Origin of the sequence: Cognaticolwellia beringensis, assembly GCF_002076895.1 — a bacterium.
GTDB classification, from domain to species: Bacteria; Pseudomonadota; Gammaproteobacteria; order Enterobacterales; family Alteromonadaceae; genus Cognaticolwellia; species Cognaticolwellia beringensis.
Genome location: NZ_CP020465.1, coordinates 4,270,461 through 4,290,695, shown reverse-complemented (window position 1 = coordinate 4,290,695; position 20,235 = coordinate 4,270,461). Strand labels below are relative to the sequence as shown.

22 protein-coding genes and 1 tRNA gene are annotated in these 20,235 nt (G+C 38.5%); 18 read left to right on the top strand and 5 right to left on the bottom strand.

Annotated features, from left to right (window positions below):
* The first annotated feature begins 2 nt into the window (after positions 1 to 2).
* The 6 genes from lolA to B5D82_RS18060 all read left to right on the top strand — a co-directional run bounded on the left by lolA (position 3) and on the right by B5D82_RS18060 (position 4,519).
* Positions 3 to 764, top strand: coding sequence for an outer membrane lipoprotein periplasmic chaperone LolA (lolA, locus tag B5D82_RS18085; RefSeq protein ID WP_081153646.1), 762 nt, complete (start codon positions 3 to 5; stop codon positions 762 to 764).
* The gene (locus tag B5D82_RS18080) at positions 751 to 2,106 is read left to right on the top strand and encodes a replication-associated recombination protein A (protein WP_081153644.1); all 1,356 of its coding nucleotides are present in this window, start codon (positions 751 to 753) and stop codon (positions 2,104 to 2,106) included. The genes lolA and B5D82_RS18080 overlap by 14 nt, the downstream gene beginning before the upstream one ends.
* Positions 2,099 to 2,500: a fluoride efflux transporter CrcB gene (crcB, locus tag B5D82_RS18075; protein ID WP_081153642.1), complete on the top strand. Its 402-nt coding sequence runs from the start codon at positions 2,099 to 2,101 to the stop codon at positions 2,498 to 2,500. Before B5D82_RS18080 ends, crcB begins: the two co-directional genes overlap by 8 nt.
* Before the next feature lie 26 nt (positions 2,501 to 2,526).
* A complete protein-coding gene (gene serS / locus B5D82_RS18070) occupies positions 2,527 to 3,810 on the top strand; it encodes a serine--tRNA ligase (protein ID WP_081153640.1) in 1,284 nt (427 codons plus the stop codon).
* 280 nt (positions 3,811 to 4,090) lie between these two features.
* Positions 4,091 to 4,231 (top strand): hypothetical protein, encoded by a 141-nt coding sequence (locus B5D82_RS19945; RefSeq protein WP_157673931.1) that lies wholly within the window; start codon positions 4,091 to 4,093, stop codon positions 4,229 to 4,231.
* A gap of 81 nt (positions 4,232 to 4,312) precedes the next feature.
* Positions 4,313 to 4,519: a hypothetical protein gene (locus B5D82_RS18060; RefSeq protein WP_081153636.1), complete on the top strand. Its 207-nt coding sequence runs from the start codon at positions 4,313 to 4,315 to the stop codon at positions 4,517 to 4,519.
* A 102-nt stretch (positions 4,520 to 4,621) separates the two neighbouring features.
* Here B5D82_RS18060 and B5D82_RS18055 read toward each other — a convergent pair whose 3' ends face one another.
* The gene (locus B5D82_RS18055; protein ID WP_245807513.1) at positions 4,622 to 5,332 is read right to left on the bottom strand and encodes a substrate-binding periplasmic protein; all 711 of its coding nucleotides are present in this window, start codon (positions 5,330 to 5,332) and stop codon (positions 4,622 to 4,624) included.
* A gap of 405 nt (positions 5,333 to 5,737) precedes the next feature.
* Here B5D82_RS18055 and B5D82_RS18050 point away from each other — a divergent pair, with 405 nt between their 5' ends.
* The 8 genes from B5D82_RS18050 to B5D82_RS18015 all read left to right on the top strand — a co-directional run bounded on the left by B5D82_RS18050 (position 5,738) and on the right by B5D82_RS18015 (position 12,567).
* Positions 5,738 to 7,411, top strand: coding sequence for a SulP family inorganic anion transporter (locus B5D82_RS18050; RefSeq protein WP_081153634.1), 1,674 nt, complete (start codon positions 5,738 to 5,740; stop codon positions 7,409 to 7,411).
* A 290-nt stretch (positions 7,412 to 7,701) separates the two neighbouring features.
* A complete protein-coding gene (locus tag B5D82_RS18045; protein WP_081153632.1) occupies positions 7,702 to 7,932 on the top strand; it encodes a DUF904 domain-containing protein in 231 nt (76 codons plus the stop codon).
* Positions 7,932 to 8,225, top strand: a complete 294-nt coding sequence (locus B5D82_RS18040; RefSeq protein WP_081153629.1) for a cell division protein ZapA — start codon at positions 7,932 to 7,934, stop codon at positions 8,223 to 8,225. Before B5D82_RS18045 ends, B5D82_RS18040 begins: the two co-directional genes overlap by 1 nt.
* A 163-nt stretch (positions 8,226 to 8,388) precedes the next feature.
* Positions 8,389 to 9,150 (top strand): septum site-determining protein MinC, encoded by a 762-nt coding sequence (minC, locus tag B5D82_RS18035; RefSeq protein WP_081153627.1) that lies wholly within the window; start codon positions 8,389 to 8,391, stop codon positions 9,148 to 9,150.
* Between the two features lie 27 nt (positions 9,151 to 9,177).
* On the top strand, positions 9,178 to 9,987 hold the full coding sequence (minD, locus tag B5D82_RS18030) for a septum site-determining protein MinD (RefSeq protein WP_081153624.1): 810 nt from the start codon (positions 9,178 to 9,180) through the stop codon (positions 9,985 to 9,987).
* A 1-nt stretch (position 9,988) separates the two neighbouring features.
* Complete coding sequence (gene minE, locus B5D82_RS18025; protein WP_081153622.1) at positions 9,989 to 10,264, top strand: cell division topological specificity factor MinE; 276 nt, start codon at positions 9,989 to 9,991, stop codon at positions 10,262 to 10,264.
* Positions 10,265 to 10,909: 645 nt separating this feature from the next.
* The gene (locus B5D82_RS18020) at positions 10,910 to 11,323 is read left to right on the top strand and encodes a LexA family protein (protein ID WP_081153620.1); all 414 of its coding nucleotides are present in this window, start codon (positions 10,910 to 10,912) and stop codon (positions 11,321 to 11,323) included.
* A complete protein-coding gene (locus B5D82_RS18015) occupies positions 11,311 to 12,567 on the top strand; it encodes a Y-family DNA polymerase (RefSeq protein ID WP_081153618.1) in 1,257 nt (418 codons plus the stop codon). The genes B5D82_RS18020 and B5D82_RS18015 overlap by 13 nt, the downstream gene beginning before the upstream one ends.
* 177 nt (positions 12,568 to 12,744) lie before the next feature.
* Here the strand turns inward: B5D82_RS18015 and B5D82_RS20190 are convergent, their stop codons facing one another.
* The 4 genes from B5D82_RS20190 to B5D82_RS17995 all read right to left on the bottom strand — a co-directional run bounded on the left by B5D82_RS20190 (position 12,745) and on the right by B5D82_RS17995 (position 16,058).
* Complete coding sequence (locus tag B5D82_RS20190) at positions 12,745 to 13,458, bottom strand: PEP-CTERM sorting domain-containing protein (RefSeq protein ID WP_081153616.1); 714 nt, start codon at positions 13,456 to 13,458, stop codon at positions 12,745 to 12,747.
* 435 nt (positions 13,459 to 13,893) lie between these two features.
* Positions 13,894 to 13,970 (bottom strand) — tRNA-Pro (locus B5D82_RS18005).
* Positions 13,971 to 14,069: 99 nt separating this feature from the next.
* Positions 14,070 to 15,779, bottom strand: a complete 1,710-nt coding sequence (locus tag B5D82_RS18000) for a DUF3413 domain-containing protein (protein ID WP_081153613.1) — start codon at positions 15,777 to 15,779, stop codon at positions 14,070 to 14,072.
* A 57-nt stretch (positions 15,780 to 15,836) separates the two neighbouring features.
* Positions 15,837 to 16,058, bottom strand: a complete 222-nt coding sequence (locus B5D82_RS17995) for a YejL family protein (RefSeq protein WP_081153610.1) — start codon at positions 16,056 to 16,058, stop codon at positions 15,837 to 15,839.
* A gap of 78 nt (positions 16,059 to 16,136) precedes the next feature.
* Between B5D82_RS17995 and yejK the strand changes: the two genes are divergently transcribed.
* The 4 genes from yejK to B5D82_RS17975 all read left to right on the top strand — a co-directional run bounded on the left by yejK (position 16,137) and on the right by B5D82_RS17975 (position 20,135).
* Positions 16,137 to 17,288: a nucleoid-associated protein YejK gene (yejK, locus tag B5D82_RS17990; RefSeq protein WP_081153608.1), complete on the top strand. Its 1,152-nt coding sequence runs from the start codon at positions 16,137 to 16,139 to the stop codon at positions 17,286 to 17,288.
* An 82-nt stretch (positions 17,289 to 17,370) separates the two neighbouring features.
* Positions 17,371 to 18,399 (top strand): dihydroorotase, encoded by a 1,029-nt coding sequence (gene pyrC / locus B5D82_RS17985; RefSeq protein ID WP_081153605.1) that lies wholly within the window; start codon positions 17,371 to 17,373, stop codon positions 18,397 to 18,399.
* A 16-nt stretch (positions 18,400 to 18,415) separates the two neighbouring features.
* The gene (locus B5D82_RS17980) at positions 18,416 to 19,297 is read left to right on the top strand and encodes a 6-carboxytetrahydropterin synthase (protein ID WP_081153603.1); all 882 of its coding nucleotides are present in this window, start codon (positions 18,416 to 18,418) and stop codon (positions 19,295 to 19,297) included.
* Positions 19,290 to 20,135 carry a M23 family metallopeptidase gene (locus tag B5D82_RS17975; protein ID WP_081153601.1) on the top strand — a complete coding sequence of 282 codons (846 nt, stop codon included), beginning with the start codon at positions 19,290 to 19,292 and terminating at the stop codon, positions 20,133 to 20,135. Before B5D82_RS17980 ends, B5D82_RS17975 begins: the two co-directional genes overlap by 8 nt.
* Positions 20,136 to 20,235 lie beyond the last annotated feature (100 nt).

Here is a 20,235-nt window from a genome sequence, read left to right as displayed (position 1 = left end):
TCATGCAAAACAAGAAAAAATTGATCAAAGGTAGTGCTGTAGTTGCAACGCTATTGAGTGCCGTATTATCCACTACTAGCTTAGCTTCAAGTCATGACCATATGGACGTACCTGAGTTAAATTCTGATGTAAATGATAATAAAACGGTTAATGCAGTAAAGATGATAGCTAAAAGTACCGAAAATATTTCAGCAACAGAAAATGCCGAAACCAGCAAAAATGCATTAATGGAAAAATTAGCAAAAATTGAGTTTTTTAGTGCGGAGTTTAATCAACAAATATTCGATGAAGCGGGTAATGAGTTACAGCAAGGTAGTGGTTTACTCTCTGTTAGCAAACCCAACTTAGTCAATTGGCAAACAATCATGCCTGATGAGTCACTGATCGTGTCAGATGGCAAAAATTTATGGTTTTATGACCCCTTTGTTGAACAGGTAAGTGTTTATACCTTAGAAAGTGCGATAGCCAATACGCCTATCTTATTAATCACTAGCAATGACCCGAAGTTATGGCAAGACTATAGCGTAAGCCAACTTAGCGATAATCGTTATTTGGTTACCGCAAATAATGACAATGCTCGGGTTAAAAGTTTAGAACTGAGCTTTGTTAAAAATGCTAATAATCTTGAACTTTCCGCATTTAATATTCTTGATGCAACGGGTCAATTAAGTGTTATTACGCTTAATCATCAACATAAAGCACCTAAGCCAGATTTATTTAAGTTTACTGTTCCTGAAGGTGTTTATTTAGATGACCAACGCTAATGGCTCGCTTGATTTAGAGTTCGCTGAAGATGACCGTTTTAAACCGTTAGCTGCAAAATTAAGACCTAAATCACTGGCTGAATACGAAGGCCAAGAACATATTTTAGCCAAAGGTATGCCATTACCTTTGGCAATTGAGCAAGGTAAGGTGCATTCCATTATATTTTGGGGGCCACCTGGTACCGGAAAAACCACCATTGCCGAAATTATTGCAAATCATGCTAATGCCGATATTGAGCGGGTTTCTGCTGTAACTTCTGGCATTAAAGATATACGCCAAGCCATTGAAAACGCAAAAAGTCGGGCTATCCATCAACAACGCAGAACCGTGCTCTTTGTTGATGAAGTTCACCGTTTCAACAAAAGTCAGCAAGATGCATTTTTACCGCATATTGAAGACGGTACTATTATTTTTATTGGCGCCACTACAGAAAACCCTGCATTTGAACTTAATCAGGCGATATTATCGCGGGCTCGCGTATACACTTTAAAGAAACTCAGTGAGAGTAATCTAAGTAACGTACTTGCGCGTGCGATAACTTATCAAACGAAAAACTCTCAGCTCGAAGTTATTATCGATGAAGAAACAAAAAAGCAGCTGATTGCGTTGGCCAATGGTGATGCACGTAGGTTACTGAACTTATTTGAAAACTGTTTAGAAATTACCAAAATTGAAAATAACCAACAAGTTCTTAGTAAAGAACAACTAATTCAAGTTGCGGGTAATAAAATTGCGCTTTACGACAAAGGTGGCGATGCTTTTTATGATCTGATCAGCGCCTTTCATAAATCAGTTCGAGGCTCAAACCCTGATGCCGCTTTATATTGGTATGCACGAATTCTAGCCGGTGGCGGCGACGCACTTTATGTCGCTCGTCGATTATTAGCTATCGCGAGTGAAGATATTGGTAATGCGGACCCCAGAGCAATGCAATTAGCTATTAATGCCTGGGATACTTTTCAACGTGTTGGCCCAAGTGAAGGTGAACGTGCCATAGCGCAAGCTACTGTTTATATGGCATTAGCACCAAAAAGTAATGCTGTTTATATGGCATTTAGCCAAGCAAAAGCCTTGGCAGCTTCAACCAGCGATTTGGATGTACCGCTACATTTAAAAAACTCTACAAGTTCTATTACAAAAGAGTTGGGGCACGGCGATGAGTATCGCTATGCGCATGACGAAGTCGGGGGCTTTGCGGCAGGCGAGAATTATTTTCCAGAAGAAATCGCCCAAACTACACTGTATCAACCAACGGATCGCGGGCTAGAAAAACAACTGCGAGAGAAGTTAAATTATTTAAATCAGTTAAATCAACAAAGTGACCAACGTCGATATGACTAATACCATCAGTAACTTCACTTTATACCTAGTTGTAGCCTTAGGCGGTGCTTTTGGTGCTAGTTTTCGGTTTTATATTTCACAATTAATTTTAAATTGGCTCGGAAAAGGATTCCCTTTTGCGACGCTGGCGGTTAATATTTCCGGCTCCCTCATCATGGGAGCACTTTATGGGTTAATTGAACAAGGTGTAATTGAGGTCAGTGTTTATCGAACACTGATTGGTATTGGCTTTTTAGGCGCATTTACCACCTTTTCAACCTTCTCATTAGACACCTTGTTATTAATTCAACAAGGTGACATATTTAAAGCGACAATAAACATATTACTTAATGTTTGCTTGTGCATTTTTGCAGCAGCATTAGGCATGTATATTGTATCTATTTTTAACAAGTAAATAACAAAGAAAACACGTGACATATCATGCTTGATCCAAAATTACTTAGAACAGACATAGAAAACACCGCAGCTGAACTTGCTAAACGCGGATATACGCTAGACACCGCGCAATTAATTGCGTTGGAAGAGCAACGTAAAGCGATCCAAATGAACACGCAAGATTTGCAAAATCAGCGTAACACTCGCTCTAAGTCTATAGGACAAGCCAAAGCCCGTGGTGAAGATATTCAGCCCTTGTTGGCAGAAGTGAGTAAACTCGGTGATGAGCTAGAAGCTGCGAAAGAAGAGCAAACGCAAGTGTTAGCGAAAATCGATCTTATCGCGTCAGCAATTCCAAACTTAATTCATGAGTCAGTACCTGCCGGTGCCAGTGAAGACGACAACGTAGAAATTAAACGTTGGGGTACGCCGCGTGTATTTGATTTTGAAGTCAAAGATCATGTTGATGTTGCCACCGCTTTGGGCAAGGGTTTAGATTTTGAAAGTGGTGCCAAGCTTGCTGGTACTCGTTTCGCAGTTATGCGCGGTCAAATTGCTAAGTTACACCGTGCACTAGCACAGTTTATGTTAGACGTGCATAGCGAAGAGCATGGCTATCAAGAAATGTATGTGCCTTATTTGGTTAATCATGACTCTTTATACGGCACGGGCCAATTACCAAAATTTGGTGAAGATTTATTCCATACCGAATTAAACAACAAAAAACTCTCTTTGATCCCAACCGCTGAAGTGCCATTAACTAACTTAGTGCGTGATGAAATTATCGAAGAGCAAGACTTACCGATAAAAATGTGTGCTCATACCCCATGTTTTCGAAGTGAAGCGGGTTCATACGGCAGAGACATTCGTGGTTTGATCCGTCAACATCAGTTCGATAAAGTTGAAATGGTACAAATTGTTAAGCCAGAAGACTCTTTTAAAGCCTTAGAAGATTTAACAGGGCACGCAGAAAAAATTCTAGAGAAATTAGAATTACCGTACCGTACCGTTGTGTTATGTACAGGTGATATTGGTTTTAGTGCCACTAAAACTTTCGATATCGAAGTGTGGTTGCCGGCGCAAAATACCTATCGTGAAATTTCATCTTGTTCAAATATGGGCGATTTCCAAGCGCGTAGAATGCAAGCGAGATACCGTAGCAGCGAAACCAATAAACCTGAGCTTGTACATACACTTAATGGCTCTGGACTTGCTGTTGGCCGTACTTTAGTTGCGGTTATTGAAAACTATCAACAAGCAGATGGCAGCATTAATGTTCCTACTGTTTTACAGCCTTACATGAAAGGTTGTACCAACATTAACGTTTAATTTATTTTAATTTGTTAATGTAGGCTTGTTAAAAAATCCAATACAATTGTATTGGATTTTTTATGTACAGGATGTACGGTATGTCGCGGTGCATGGATGCAGTAGAGCGACGATGTACAGGATGTACGGTATGTCGCGTTGCATGGATGCAGCAGAGCGACGATGTACAGGATGTACGGTATGTCGCGTTGCATGGATGCAGCAGAGCGACGATGTACAGGATGTACGGTATGTCGCGGTGCATGGATGCAGCAGAGCGACGATGTACAGGATGTACGGTATGTCGCGGTGCATGGATGCAGCAGAGCAACGATGTACAGGATGTACGGTATGTCGCGGTGCATGGATGCAGCAGAGCGACGATGTACAGGATGTACGGTATGTCGCGGTGCAATGGATGCAGCAAGCAGAGCGACGATGAAGTTACCACAGCAGTATCAGGCTCTAAGTAGACATATTAGCGGTGTCTTGACTCTTTAAACTTTAAATAAGTGATTTTAATATGGATAGTTCGTCAATAATGCTTTGGAGTGTTTTGTTTGGTGGCATTGGTATCGGTTATTTCATGTATGGTAAAAAACAAAAAGCTATTGTTCCGCTTTGCATCGGGTTAGCCCTGTTTGTATTCCCTTATTTTATGTCGAGTGTAACTATGTTGCTTATTGTCGGGGTAATTTTAGTGGCAATACCTTATTTTATTAAAATTTAGTTGCCATACTTATGGTTTAGTTGGTTTTATTTTAAGGCTATCCGCAGTTAATCAACTTGGTATATATAGCGCTCAAATATTCTTTGGTATTCACCTGATGCTTTAATACGTTGTAACTGGCTTAAACTTGTCGCGTAGGACTTCTGACTGAAATAAAAAGCCATTGGGGCTTGCACCAAACAACCCAAAGCGATCAACTTGTTGAGCCGCATCGATTTTGCCTGCATTTATTATTTGAGCGCGATAATAATCAAAAATATGGGCATCCATTTGTACAACGTCAAACTTTTCTAAAAATAGCATTTTCACTTGCACTAGTTGATCGAATGTTTCGCTATAACTAGGATGGTTATTAGCCATTTTAGCGTATGCTTCCCCTAAGTGAATACCGGCATCTTGCCATGAAAGCAAACTGTGCTTTTTAAGATCTGTTAACTGAGTAAATTTAAACTGATTTTTATGCAAACTAAAAGCAAGGTTTTCATAAGTGTAGGCAGTATCGGAAAAAAAACCTTCTAAATTATGTTCATTGATGGTGTTCATGTTCATGTCAGACACAATATCAATTCCGCCGGCTTTATAGACATTAACTCGTCTAGCATAAGGTAAATATAGCGGCTCTATTTTATAACCTAATGGCTGCATTGTCGCTTTTAATAAATCGATAATAATGCCTTCGTTAGTATCGGATATAACCCAAGGTGCTAATTTCCCACCAAAGACGACAGTTAATTTTTCGGTTGCACTTGATACACTAAAAAATATTGAAAACAGCATCAACACAGATGTTTTAACTATCAATTTTAAAGCCATTTTTTGCCAAGTTACTGGAGAGGATCTAGTTTGATCTTAGCCATTATATTAAGTTATAACAAGGCGGACAGGCAACAAATGGCAGTTCAGCGAAGTGTGCTCCTATTTAATACACTTTACTTTATCTTTCAATGCTTGTTATTTGCAGCGTTAACATAATCAGACGCCAAACTAGGCTAAAGCAATTTAGCCTTACGTTTTTTTTAAGCTTTATGTTACAGCCAGTGACACAAATACTTTATTTGGCTTTATTTTACCCTCAACATTACATCTTTTGACAAAAAACGCCTGCTACTACAAGGTGTTTTTGTACTTATCAATTTAAAATTTTGGTAGAATTATGACTAACCATGTCATTAATTAATGTCATGGCTACTCATTTGAATGTAGGTAAGGAGTCGACTTTTGTTTGGTGATCGCTTTAACGATATAAGTTTAAAAGGTGATATTTTTGGTGGTGTCACAACCGCTATTATTTCTTTACCTCTGGCGCTCGCTTTTGGTGTTGCTTCAGGAGCAGGTGCTGAAGCAGGGCTTTGGGGCGCTATATTAGTTGGTTTTTTTGCGGCCCTTTTTGGCGGTTCTACATCGCTTATTTCAGAGCCTACAGGGCCGATGACCGTAGTCATGACCGCCGTGTTAACCAGTATGATGGCAAAATACCCTGAAGCGGGCATGGCGATGGCATTCACTGTTGTCATGATGGCCGGTGCATTCCAGATATTAATTGGCACGCTTAAGCTAGGCAAATACATTACCTTGATGCCTTATAGTGTTATTTCTGGTTTTATGTCCGGTATAGGCGTTATCTTAATTATTTTACAGCTTGCACCGCTTTTGGGCCAAGCTGCACCAACAGGCGGGGTTGTAGGCACGATATCCACACTGCCTAACATTATCGCCAATATTAGTTTTAGCGAATTATTACTGGGTATACTGACCTTAGCGGTATTATTTTTCTTTCCAAAGCAATACCGAAAATATGTCCCTGCACAACTTGTGGCTTTAGTTGCCGTAACGTTATTTTCCATCATATTTTTCGACATCGACAGTATTCGCCGTATTGGCGAAATTCCGGCCGGTTTACCCTCGTTAGTTATGCCGCACTTTACGGCCGATATGTTTATGACCATGGTTGTTGATGCCCTGGTATTAGGCACACTTGGCTGTATTGATACATTACTAACCGCCGTTATCGGGGATTCACTTACTCGTAAAGAACATGACTCAGACAAAGAGCTACGTGGCCAAGGCCTCGCTAATATGATTTCCGGGTTATTTGGCGCTTTACCTGGCGCAGGTGCGACTATGGGTACCGTAACGAATATTCAAGTAGGTGCCCGATCACCATTATCCGGTATGGTTAGGGCATTAATTTTAGCATTAGTGGTATTAATTGCCGGTGGGCTAACTGAACCCATTCCTATGGCCGTATTAGCGGGTATTGCAGTGTATGTTGGTTTTAATATTCTAGATTGGAGTTTTATACAGCGCGCCCATAAAGTCAGCCTACAAGGCATGATGATTATGTATGGCGTGATGTTATTAACCGTGTTTGTTGATTTGATTTTAGCGGTAGGGCTTGGGGTCTTTATTTCTAATATACTAATAATAGAACAATTGAGTCGAGCACAAGCCCAGCAAGTAAAAGCGATCAGCGACACCGACCAAGATATTGTCCCCTTAACTGATGGCGAACGCATGCTATTAGATCGCGCAAATGGCAAAGTGCTGTTTTTCTACCTTTCAGGACCCATGATTTTTAGTGTTTCAAAAGCTATAGCTCGCCAACATAGCAGTGTCGGTGACTACCAAGCAATGATCCTTGATCTTACCGATGTGCCCATGTTTGATGTGACGGTTGGCCTCGCATTAGAGAATGCCATTAAAGATGCTCAAGAAGCCAATTGTGCCGTGTTCTTGCTTTGCCCAAATCAAGAAACCCGTCAGCAATTGGAAAAGTTTGAATTATTAGCTATGGTGGCAAAAGAAAACACCTATAGATACCGCCATGAAGCACTACAAGCGGCATTAAGTTATGTTGAAGATAAAGCCGCAGAAAAGCCATTCATAGCATAATGACAATGTGATAAATAATTATGACAAAGCCGTCTTAATAAACCACAGCAATTAATTATTAAGACGGTAATAACCAGCATTATATTGTAGAGAAATCTCCCAGATTATCAGTAAAATATATTGCTCAAATTTTGTCATAAACGTATGTTTTTTAAACGAAACTGTTTAATATTCCTTGTCGATAATAATTGTTACATAAATTACACTAAAAATTACGCTTAATAGTAGCATTTTGCCTCACTTTAGATTAAGTTTGCGCTTTTATTTACTACAGTTAACAAGAGCGCCTTATGTTAGAAAATACTCTCCCTCAACTCGAGCAACTGATTGAACAGATTATTGAAAAAAATACCCAACTAAAAAACCAAATTGCAGAATTAGAACAGCAAAAATCATTACTGGTAGACGAAAATGAAATGTTGCAACTAGAAGCGCTTGAAGGTGAAGAAAAACAAAAGCAAACCAGTACGGTTTTAGCAAATCTGTTAGGTAAATTACAAAGTGTAGAAGAGCTTAGTTAATGTTTGCTGAAGCCCCTATAGGTATCAGCATTGAAATTATGGGTAAGCAACATCAGTTTGCTTGCTCAGCTGAACAAGCAGAAGACTTAAAGCAAGCAGCGAGTGATCTCGCTGTTATGTGTGATGACATCAAACAACAAAATGGTATGGCTAGTAGCGAGCGTACTTTATTGGTTGCTGCAATTAATTTAAGTTATTCACTACTTGTAGCAAATAATAAAATTAAGCGTTATCAACACGGGCAAACGGCTTTAATTTCGACATTAAAAAGTACGTTAAACCAATCAGATTAATTAACTATTGGCTGGGTATTAACAATATTTTTCATTTTTTAGTATTGCCGGTATCGGTTAGCTAAGATATCAGCAATACTGGCGACTTTATGACGAGTTTTATTAACTTTAGGTAAATTGCACCTAAATACATACCGTTGCTTTATTAAGGGACAACTTCATTATGGCTGATGCCAGTATTGAATTTAAAGGGTCAAGCTTTACCCTGTCTGTTTTACATTTAAGAACGTCAGCGTTAGCTGATATTCGTGCTGATTTAATAAAGAAAGTAGCGCAAGCCCCCGACTTTTTTTACCTAGTACCCGTTGTGGTCAGTATTGAACAACTCGCGTGTTCAATTGACTATCAAGCGGTAAAAGCATTAATTGAAGAATTCAACTTTACCTTTGTCGGCTTTACTGGGACTGTGGCGAAAGAGCAACGCCAGCTTATTCGCGAATTGGGTTTTTCTTTTGTTAATACCGCGAATAATACTGCAAAGGTTAATACAGTTGAAAAACCTGTTACTGCAACACAAAGCTCAGTAACAGAAAACTCATCAGTAGAAAACCCAGCAACAGAGGCTGAAGCACCGGCTGTTTCAGCAGCCAGTAATTTATATTCAGATAAAGTTCACCGCGGGCAAATTCGTTCGGGACAGCAACTTTATGCTAAAGATCAAAACTTAGTCATTATTGGCTCAGTTTCAGCCGGAGCTGAAGTGATTGCCGATGGCAATATTCATGTTTATGGCTCGTTGCGCGGTAGAGCCATTGCGGGTGCAAAAGGTCATCATAAAGCACAAATATATTGCCAAAACCTTGAAGCTGAACTGGTTTCTATTAATGGTAATTATTGGCTCAGCGAGTCAATGGAGCAACACTGGGGCTCACCGGTATATATTCATTTGACTGACAGTGAATTAACGTCATCAAAACTCATTTAACATTAACTTAAAAAGGATATTCGGTCTATGGCACGGATAATAGTAGTTACATCAGGCAAAGGTGGTGTTGGTAAAACGACATCAAGTGCTGCCATTGGTCTTGGCCTTGCGTTGAAAGGTCATAAAGTTGTTTTAATTGATTTTGATATTGGCCTTCGAAACCTTGATTTGATCATGGGTTGTGAACGTCGCGTTGTTTACGATTTCGTTAATGTTATTAACGGTGAAGCAACATTAAATCAGGCGCTTATTAAAGATAAACGTGTAAGCAGCTTATCGATATTACCAGCCTCTCAAACACGTGATAAAGACGCATTAACCAAAGAGAATGTCGGCAAGGTTTTAGAAGAGCTTGGCAAGACCTATGATTATATCATTTGTGATTCACCTGCAGGCATCGAAGCAGGCGCAATGATGGCGCTTTATTATGCCGACGAGGCCATAGTGACCACCAATCCTGAGGTTTCATCCGTACGTGACTCTGATCGTATTTTAGGTATGCTAGCAAGTCGTTCACGCCGAGCTGAACTTGGCTTAGAGCCAATAAAAGAGCATTTATTATTGACCCGTTATTCGCCTAAACGCGTAGAAGAAGGCGAAATGCTCAGTGTTGAAGATGTTGAAGATATTCTCTCAATACCGTTATTAGGTGTTATTCCTGAATCACAAGCGGTACTTAAGGCATCAAATGCCGGTGAACCGGTCATTCTAGATACTGAAAGCGATGCCGGTAAAGCGTATCAAGATGTTATTGAGCGTTTGTTAGGCGAAACAGTTGATTTTAGATTTTTAGTTGCCGAGAAAAAAGGCATTTTCAGTCGTATGTTTGGAGGATAACATGGCACTTTTAGATTATTTTTTACGTAAAAAAGAAAAACAAGTCACAACGGCTTCTAAGGCTAAAGAGCGCTTACAAATCATTGTTGCACATGAACGTAATAGTCGAAATAAACAGCCTGATTATTTACCGCAACTGACTGAAGATATATTAAATGTTTTACGTAAATATATTAAAGTATCAGATGAAAGCTTCTCAATTAATCTCGATAAAAAAGACGGTGACTTAAACGTCTTAGAGCTCAATATTGAATTGCATGACGAGAAAATGAGTTAACTTTTTTACTGTGGGTAACGGCAAAGGTTAATGTTTAGCGTAAATGCGAGCGTTTAAGCTTACTAGCACCACTTACGTATTTTATATTATCAGCCCTTATAACTAACGGCTGATAATATAAAACACTGCAAAGTCAGTTCTACACAACAAAGCACCATCAAGCTGATGAACTGGTGGCCTTGCTAGGTAAATTGCTGAGTAATTATGACTGCCAATGGCTCATTTTTGTTGTCCATGATTACGGAATATCAGTAATACCAATTTGATTAATTAAGTGATCTACTTCTTCATGAGGGAAAATGGATAATTACAAGGCAAAAAATTTTGTCAGTAGTTATTCTACTTATAAATTTTATAACGCCGTCATTGTTAATTTTAACCATTAAAATGGCGGCGTTAATTAATCAACTTGGTATAACAGGGGGTTAATATCAAAACTCTTCGAAAAAGTCATTAAAACATAAACATGATGGTTATAAAGTAGCATCCTCCCTAAATTACGTTAGAAGGTTCTAAAACATCGTATTATAGCCCCATGCTCGCTAAAAACACCTTTATTCTGACTAGATGAACAGTTAATAAAAAGCTTTCTCAATTTTACGCTTTAAATTATACTGTTTAAATGTACAGTATGATTTATGCGTTATGAAAGTTATCCCTATTTATATTGAAGCGGGTATTTCCGGCTTCGAATCTCCAGCGGCTGAATATAAAGAACTAGCCTTGTCGCTTGATCAGCTGTTGATTGCTCATCCTGACGCGACCTTTATTGGTTTGGCACAAGGGCAGTCAATGCAAGGCGTTGGCATATTTGATGGTGATTTACTGTTAGTGGATCGTAGTGAGCAAGTAAAAGACGGTGACATTATTGTCGCTAACTATAACGGCTGTTTTACCTGCAAATTTATTGATAAAAAACAAGCGCGGCTATTATCTGCTTCAGCTTTGCACCAACCGGTTAGTATTACCCCAGAAGATGAATTTCAAATAGAAGGCGTTGTTACGCGCTCAATACGATTACATCGACCAGCAAGGGAGCTGAGCGCATGTATGCGTTAGTGGATGCGGTGTCTTTTTATGCCTCTTGTGAAAAGGTCTTCGATCCGTCCATAAGAAATAAACCGGTAGTTGTGTTAACCAATAACGATGGCTGTATCTGTGCGGCTTGTCCTCTTGCTCGTCGTTTGGGCGTGCCCAAGTTTAAGCCGTATTTTCAAATCAAACATTTTTTGGCAAAACATAACGTGGTTGTGCGCTCATCTAACTACGAACTTTATGCCAGTCTTAGCGATAAAATGATGAATGTTATTGGCCGATATTGCGATAACCAATATATTTACTCAATTGATGAATCGTTTTTGCAGTTTAAAAATTACCACACGCTAATTAAGGATTGGCATAAATACGGCCATGAAATACGCCGTGCGGTATGGCAAGAAACGCGCTTACCGGTTGGCGTTGGCTTTGGCTCAACACCAACTCTAGCCAAAGCCGCAAACCATGCAGCTAAAAAACTGCCGGGTTATAACGGGGTAGCGGTTGTTAATGATGCCGCATCGCGCAAAGAGGTGTTATCAAAAATGACCGTGACTGACGTGTGGGGAATTGGCAGCCGATTAGGCAAACGTTTAAATGTATTGGGCATAGCTACCGCATGGGATTTAGCCAACCAGTCACCTAAAGCTATGCGTAGCCAGTTTAGTGTTGTTGTGGAAAGAACGGTTAACGAGTTAAATGGTATTGTTTGTTTAAATTGGGATGAGGTTAAGCAACCGAAGAAAGAAATATTTTCCACTCGAAGCTTCGGCCAACGTGTTAACGAAAGTCACCACTTGAAAACAGCGCTAGTCAGCCACGGTGTAATTGTAGCGCGTAAATTAAGGCAACAGCATTCGCGCGTTAAAAAACTTGCTATATTTGCTGCGAGTTCGCCTCATGACGAAAATTACTATAACAAATCGATCATGTGTGAATTTCCGGTAGCAACAGATAATACGCTATATATTGCCAATGCAATATCAACTGCTTTTAAGAGTATTTATGCTAATGGTGTTAATTTTTATCGCTGTGGCGTGGGAGCCATTGAGCTTGAGAATAGTGAGTTTCAACAACATGATTTATTTTCGCTAAATGAGGACGACCCAAAGCTGATGCTTTGTTATGACGGTATCAACCATCGTTATGGCAATGATACCTTGCAATTAGCGGCACAGGGGAGAATTGAGAAGTGGCACATGCGACGTGAGTTTCTTTCGCCTAGCTTCACCAGCAAGTGGCGAGATATACCGAAGATCAGTTGTTAAGTAATCCACTGAGGGGATCAGAGTTTTAATAACCTATGTATATAATATTATTTGAAAATAATTTAAAATTTTATTTTGGTTAGCCAGACACAAAAAAGCCACTTAACAATAGTGATGTGAACTATTGTTAAGTGGCTGATTCTTATCTTTTATCTTTTATCTTTTAATTTTAAATTATTAAGATTGTTTCTTAAATCGACGTGATGCTAAACCAATCATCCCTAATGCGAAAATAGCCAGCGTTGATGGTTCTGGGACATTTATAGGGGCAGTACCGAATGTTGATGCATCGTCATGAATACGGATAAAATCAACTGCACCTACAAACGATTCTCTTCCACCTGTGTCTGTATCATCTTCAAAAAAGTTCAAGATATTAGCAGATGGTACCGCTTGGTTACTTGAATCATTAAACGGTGTAAGGGCTACACCATTAAAATGAGTTGTAATTACACCTGCAGAACGGACAAAGGCAATTGTAAAAAATTCATTTAAATTAACTGGTCCACCTAAAGGATTACTACCAGATACATAGAAGTCAAAGTTACCATTAAGTAAATATAAGCCGTTATCTGAAACTAGATTGCTAAAATCAATAAGTTTATTCCAACTAATCAAACTATCGATAACGCGTAATCTCATTTCAATTGCGTAGTCCGAAGTATTGGAAAGGGCTGATGTTAGCTTTAAGCCTTGGTTATTAGTAAAATGATACTCTGCACCAGTTACTGAGCCTCCATTAGCTATCATGTCTACACCATTACCTATAGTGTCACTTAAATCACCATTGAAATCATAGCTTTTTATTAGCCCTGCATTAGCAACATTAATAAAGCAACAAATGGACAATATTGAACTTACAAATACAGTTTTTAAAAATTTAAATTTCATTTAATATTCCCTTTTATGAATTACTCTACCTAAGCGTAAAACAGTAAACACTTTACTTAAGTAAAAACCTTACCTTATCTTACTAAAGCAAAAACCTTACCAAAATTTAAATACCTATATTTTCAATGTCATGGTGATCAACATATGATTTAATTTAAAACATTGTAAAATAACCTGACACAAAAAACTTTTCTATCAGTTTCCACCGGCGCGTATTGCCTTTATATTATTCATCGCAATTATTACGTATTTAATAGATGGTTTTATGTTTATTACAACGTTATTCATAAGCACTCTTTCTAAAATTAACAACCTGTGAATACAACGACTAACAAAAAAAATTTTAAAATATATATTTTGGTTAGCCAGACACAAAAAAGCCACTTAAGGAGTTTATTGTTAACTCTTTAAGTGGCTGATTTATAATGCTTAATGTGGTCGGAGTAGCAAGATTCGAACTTGCGACCTCACGTCCCCCAGACGCACGCGCTACCTAGCTGCGCTATACCCCGAATAATAAGCTTAATGGGGATAAAAGCTTATGCGAGCTATATTAATGATTTATGAGTCGAATGCAATTAAAAAACGTTACCGTTAAGCTAAGCGACTAATTATTGTACGTTCTGTGCTTGTTTACTGAATTGCTTAATAAAATGTACACCATCAATCATCAATGGAAAATCAGGTTTTGCCGTAATAGGCGCAGCAAGTTGAATAGAGTAACTTTGAAAATTACCATTTTGGTCAACAAACATTGATTTGTCTTTATTAAAGACCACAATGCCGTTGTCCATAGTATTAGCAATAATACGGTCATTATTTAATGCTTTAATGTCAGTGCCATTACTATAGCTTTTTGCTTTGATATCACAATTTAACCAGTTTTTAATTAACGTAGGCTGCATATCCATATGACTAGTCAGCTTATTGATCGCGCTACTTTTACTGTCAGGTAAAATAAGTAGTGCGGGTTTAGTCGATAAACTTGTCTCGATTGTGCTGTTACCAATAGAGCTTATCCAGAGGATATCATTGCTTTGCTGATCGTCTTGTTTCTTGTTTTGCGCTGACATTAAGGCATCTAAAAACAGTTCAAACTGATAGCTATTATCGCCTTTAAAATAAAATATGTGTAAACCAGGGGCGTAACTATTTAACTTATCGGCGAATATTAAACTGGATATATCAGCTAGTTTTGTTGTCGTTGGGAATAATTCATTCGTAAGACTTAGCAAGCCATGTGAATTTATTACAGACGCTTCGCTGTTATCTTCACCGACAATAGTGAATGATTTAGCTAAATTTTTCTGAGCAATAATTTGAAATATCAGCGGTTGAGCATGCTGCTCGATTAAAGCTTTTTTATAAATACTGGGTAGGCTATAAAGTAAATTAAACCAGGCATCTTTTGGTAACGCGTTATCAACATGATTATCAAGGGAGAGTATACCACGCTTGACTCTCTGCTTTATTTTGTCCAGCTGTTGAGTTTGTAATGTTTGGTCTGTAATGACCATAAAAACAGATTGTTTTAATGCTGTATCATTTGGGCATTGGCCTTGATAAACAGGGTATTGAGGTACGGCATCAGTAAAAGCCAGCGGACTTGTACGACGGGCAATATAATCAACCTCATCGAACATGCCATATTTAGTTAACAGCGTTTTTGCCGTTGATGGATAAGACAATGGTAATACCGTGTCTTGGCGTAATACGTCATATTCAAGGTTGGCATCAGCCCAAATATGAATTATGTGACTGAAGAAGAAAAAACAGACAAGCGGAATAACAACAAAGCGCGCAAAGATGGTTTTCTGTAATTCTTTCAGGTGTTTCCATGCATAGTTTGACGTTATAAGCTCAAACGATAATATGACCATGGTTAGCACTAAGCTAATAAACCAGAACACTCGACTATTTTGCTGAATTTCATTGCTAATAAGTTCTAGGATTGGCGCACTTGATGAAATATTTAAATGATAACCTAATCGGGTATAAATAAAGGCGTCTAGTAATAACAGCAATAATTCGACGGTAAAAATAATGGAAGCAGTAACCCGAATAAACCGTGTTCGAGGGAACAATATGGTGATCGGAAACAAAATTAGCACAAAACTCATAAAAGTTAAGAAAGCCATATGGCTTAACCAAGTGGTTACTAAATAAGTTTTACCTAACAAAGTGTCAGGCATTGATTCACTAAATACATAAATTGACGATAATAATATCGCCGCAATAATATTAAAAAAAGTGAACCAGTGGCTCCAGCTAACTAACTGTAATAGGCGCTTACTATAGGGTTTTGATTCAAATGAAGCCATTGCGTCGTTTAATACTCTTTATTATTGTTAATGAATGTCGCTTATTATTTATACGTTTTATTTGGAATTTTGTATAGATTGTTTTAATGCGTTGGTAAAATTGTTCACTATTGCTTCACGTTCCTTTTTTGGCACATTATTTATAATAATTTCTGTCAGGGTATTTCCTAGGCACATCAGCGCTAGATCAGGGGTTGCAGACTCGTTGACGAGAACATCAAGCAAATCTTTAATAATTTTTTCTACACGTTCGTTGGAATACTTGGATACAATAGGCATCTTAAACACTTAATGGTAATTTAATAAACAAACTTAAGTTTATCAAATGCCCGAACAATATAATACTGGCCTTTATCTATGAGCTTAATAATTTCGAATATAACACTGCATTTTTTATCAAAAAAAGAAGAAACAGGTGAAGTTGTACTCAGGTTAGGGCCTGAAAATGTTGCGGCTAGCAGCAAAATAGAAAGTTTTGTTGATGCGCTGCATAAAATTTATAATAGTAAAGGTAGTAAGGCTTACGGGCATTTTTCATCAATGCCAGCCGAAGGTGACAGTGCCAGATTTGTTGATGTTATGGAAAGTTATTTAAGTGATGCGCAAACTTTTCATCAATTTAGTGGCCAAGCCGGTAACTTACTTAAAAATGAATTAGAAAAATATGATCTGGCTGAAACTGGTTATTTAATCGTCTGCCACTACGAGTATATGGGCGGTCGTTATTTACTGGTGGCTATTATTCCTATCTCTGAACATTATTCTGTTGACGGTGAATTAAATATTTCAGCCGATCAACATCTTGATACTAATAAACTACAATTAGCTGCCCGTATCGATTTATTCGATTATCAAAATAATGCGGAAGGTAACCGTTACATTTCTTTTATTAAAGGTCGTGCCGGTAGAAAGGTGTCTGACTTTTTCTTAGATTTTTTAAGTTGTGAAGAAGGTTTAAATTCCAAAGAGCAAACCCAAACTTTAGTACAAGCGGTTGAAGACTATGTGTCGGTTAATCAATTTGACGCTAATGAAAAGCAACAAACGCGTAAAGAGCTATTAAGTTACTGTAAAGAGCAAAAAGAGTCGGCGCAAGATGTTTCATTGCAAGAAATTGGTAATGTCATTAAAACGGAAGAGAGTGGCCAAGACTTTTACAAATTTTGCCAAGAACAAGCTTATCCGATTGAAGAATCATTTCCACATGATCAAGCGGTAGTGAATAAAGTCACTAAATACGCAGGTTATGGTAATGGGATCAGCTTAAGTTTCGAGCGCAGCCATTTTGGTCAAGATGTTGTTTATAGTCCGGCCAATGAAAGTATTACTATTTATAAAGTGCCGCCAAACTTAAAAGATCAATTATTGGCGTTAATGGAAAGTAATGCGAGTCAAAACGCTAGCCAAAGCGCTAGTCAAGGCCAAGCGCCAGTGCAGAGTAATGAAACCGCTGACTTAGGTAATATAAATAATGCAGATAATGCCGATAATTCGGAAAACGAATTCTAAGCGTTAACTCAGACTAAGCTAAAAATATATAAAACATGTTGCTGATTTTAAGCAATAGAAAACGATTAAATTAGGAAAAAAAATGACCACATTTACAATTACTCGACCAGACGACTGGCATGTACATTTACGTGACGGTGCAAGCTTAAATAATACGGTTGCAGATATCAGCCGCTACTTTGGTCGCGCTATTATAATGCCAAACCTGGTACCGCCAGTGACTAATGCTGAATTAGCGACCCAATACCATCAGCGTATTATGGCCGCTAATCCGAGTAAGCAATTCCAACCGTTAATGGTGTTGTATTTAACAGATCAAACCACGGCTGAAGATATTAAAGCCGCAAAAGCATCGGGTATTGTATACGCGGCTAAGCTTTATCCAGCCGGGGCAACTACAAACTCTTCATCAGGTGTAACAAACGTAGATAACATTGCACCTGTGTTAGCGGCAATGGAAGAAGTTAACATGCCATTATTAGTGCATGGTGAAGTTACCGATCATGATATTGACATTTTTGACCGTGAAGCCGTATTTATCGATACCATATTGCGTCCGTTAGTAGCAAAGTACTCAACATTAAAAATAGTGTTAGAACACATTACCACCAAGAATGCTGTTGATTTTGTTAAAGCGGCAGGTGCAAACGTTGCGGCTACAATTACGGTTCATCATTTATTATTTAACCGTAATCATATGTTAGTGGGTGGTATTCGTCCTCATTATTATTGTTTGCCAATTCTAAAGCGAAATATTCACCAACACGCATTAGTGGAAGCAGCAACAAGTGGTAGCGATAAATTTTTCCTAGGCACTGATTCTGCACCACATGCACAAGGTGCTAAAGAAGCCGCTTGCGGTTGCGCTGGTGCTTATACTGCACATGCTGCAATTGAATTATATGCCGAAGCTTTTGAACAAGCCGGAGCACTTGATAAACTTGAAGGCTTTGCTAGTTTACATGGTCCTAAGTTTTATAACCTACCCGTAAACAGTGATAAAATAACGCTAGTAAAAGAAGCATGGAACGTACCTGCAACCATGGCATTTGGCTGTGATGAAGTTGTGCCAATTCGTGCAAATGAAACCATTGCTTGGCAAGTAAAATAGTAGGGGATTAGAATAAATGCAGTTATTTGTAAATGATTTAACCGTTATCGACTTTTCGTATTGTTGCGCGTCTCGTGGCATTGTGGGTGAAAGTTGGATTGTAGATGTTTTGCTTGATGGCAGCTTAAATGAAATGAGCATGGTGCTTGATTTTGCCGTGGTTAAAAAACAAATTAAAGCCATTATTGATGACGCTGTCGATCATAAACTATTATTACCGATGCAAGAAAATACAATTAGTGTTGAGGTTTCAGAGAATAGACCCGGCCATGAATTTGTAAACTTCACCTCAAAACAGGGGGGGTACTATTTACAATCACCTAGTTGTGCCTTTGCCAAAATAGACACCAAGCAAATAGATATTGCCTCGGTAACCGACTATTTAACAACGATAATTCTGACTCATTTACCGAAAAATGTTCAAGGATTAACCTTAAACTTGCGACCTGAAGTCATCGATGGTGCTTACTATCATTATACTCATGGTTTAAAACTGCATGATGGGAATTGCCAACGTATCGCCCATGGTCACCGCTCGAAAATTCATATCTATAAGAATGGCCAACGCTCAGCCGCGCTAGAAGACGTGTGGAGTTTACGCTGGCAAGATATTTACTTAGCCAGTGAAGCAGATCGCATATCGTTAAGCGATATAGAACTGTCTGCAACGGCTATGGCTAATTTGACGCCCGATCACCAATTATTTTCTTACTTTGCGCCGCAAGGTAGATTTGATATTGCCGTACCAAGCACAATTTTGGATGTGGTTGATTGTGATTCAACGGTTGAGTTATTGGCAGACTTTATTGTTCGCCAACTTAAAAAACAATCGCCGCTTGATGAATTTAAAGTCGTTGCCTTTGAAGGTGTTGCAAAAGGAGCTATTGCCAATGGCTAAGCCGTGTTCATTATTATTTAGGCTTTCGTTTATCGCGATTTTATTAGTTTCTCAGGTTGTGTCAGCCAATCCACAAGCTGAAACTGAGCTTAGCGTGCAATATTTTCAAGGTGCGCTAATTGTTGGTAAAACCGAGCCTGAAAATAAGGTAACACTTAATGGTGATGCAATTAAGGTATCTAAAAACGGTGACTATGCGTTAGGTTTCAGCCGAGACGAGAAAAATAATAGTGAATTGATGATCATTAGCCCGAACGGCAACATCGAAAAGCGTATATTAAAACCTTTAAAGCGTAAATATAATATTCAACGGGTTAAAGGCATTTCGAAAAAAATAATGAACCCGAATAAAAAAGCGATCAGTCGCGTTGGGGAAGATAATAAAAAAATTAAAGCCGCTCGACAAGTTGATAGCGATTTAACTGCGTTTGCTCAAGGTTTTATTGCGCCTATTGAAGGTATAATTACCGGTGTTTACGGCAGCCAACGTTATTATAACGGGGTGCCTAAAACGCCACATTATGGTTTAGATTATGCCGGTAAAAAAGGTGACCCCGTAAAATCACCAGCAGACGGTAAAGTTTTAATGTATGTCAGCGATATGTTTTACTCTGGCGGCACTATGATTATTGATCATGGCCATGGAGTCACTTCAACATTTTTACATTTGAGTGACGCATACGTCGAAGTGGGTGATAGTGTCACTCAAGGCCAATTAATCGCCGCGGTAGGCGCAAGTGGCAGAGCAACAGGGCCACATTTAGATTGGCGTATAAACTGGTTCAACATGAGATTAGATCCTGCCTTAGTGTTAAAACTAAAACCGCTCAAGCTTTAATCTCAGCAATTAGCAAAGGTAATCACAAGATTACATAGACAACGATCACCTTTGCTTTTGTTTTATTTTTCTTGTGTTTTGTCTTGTCTTATATTGTCTT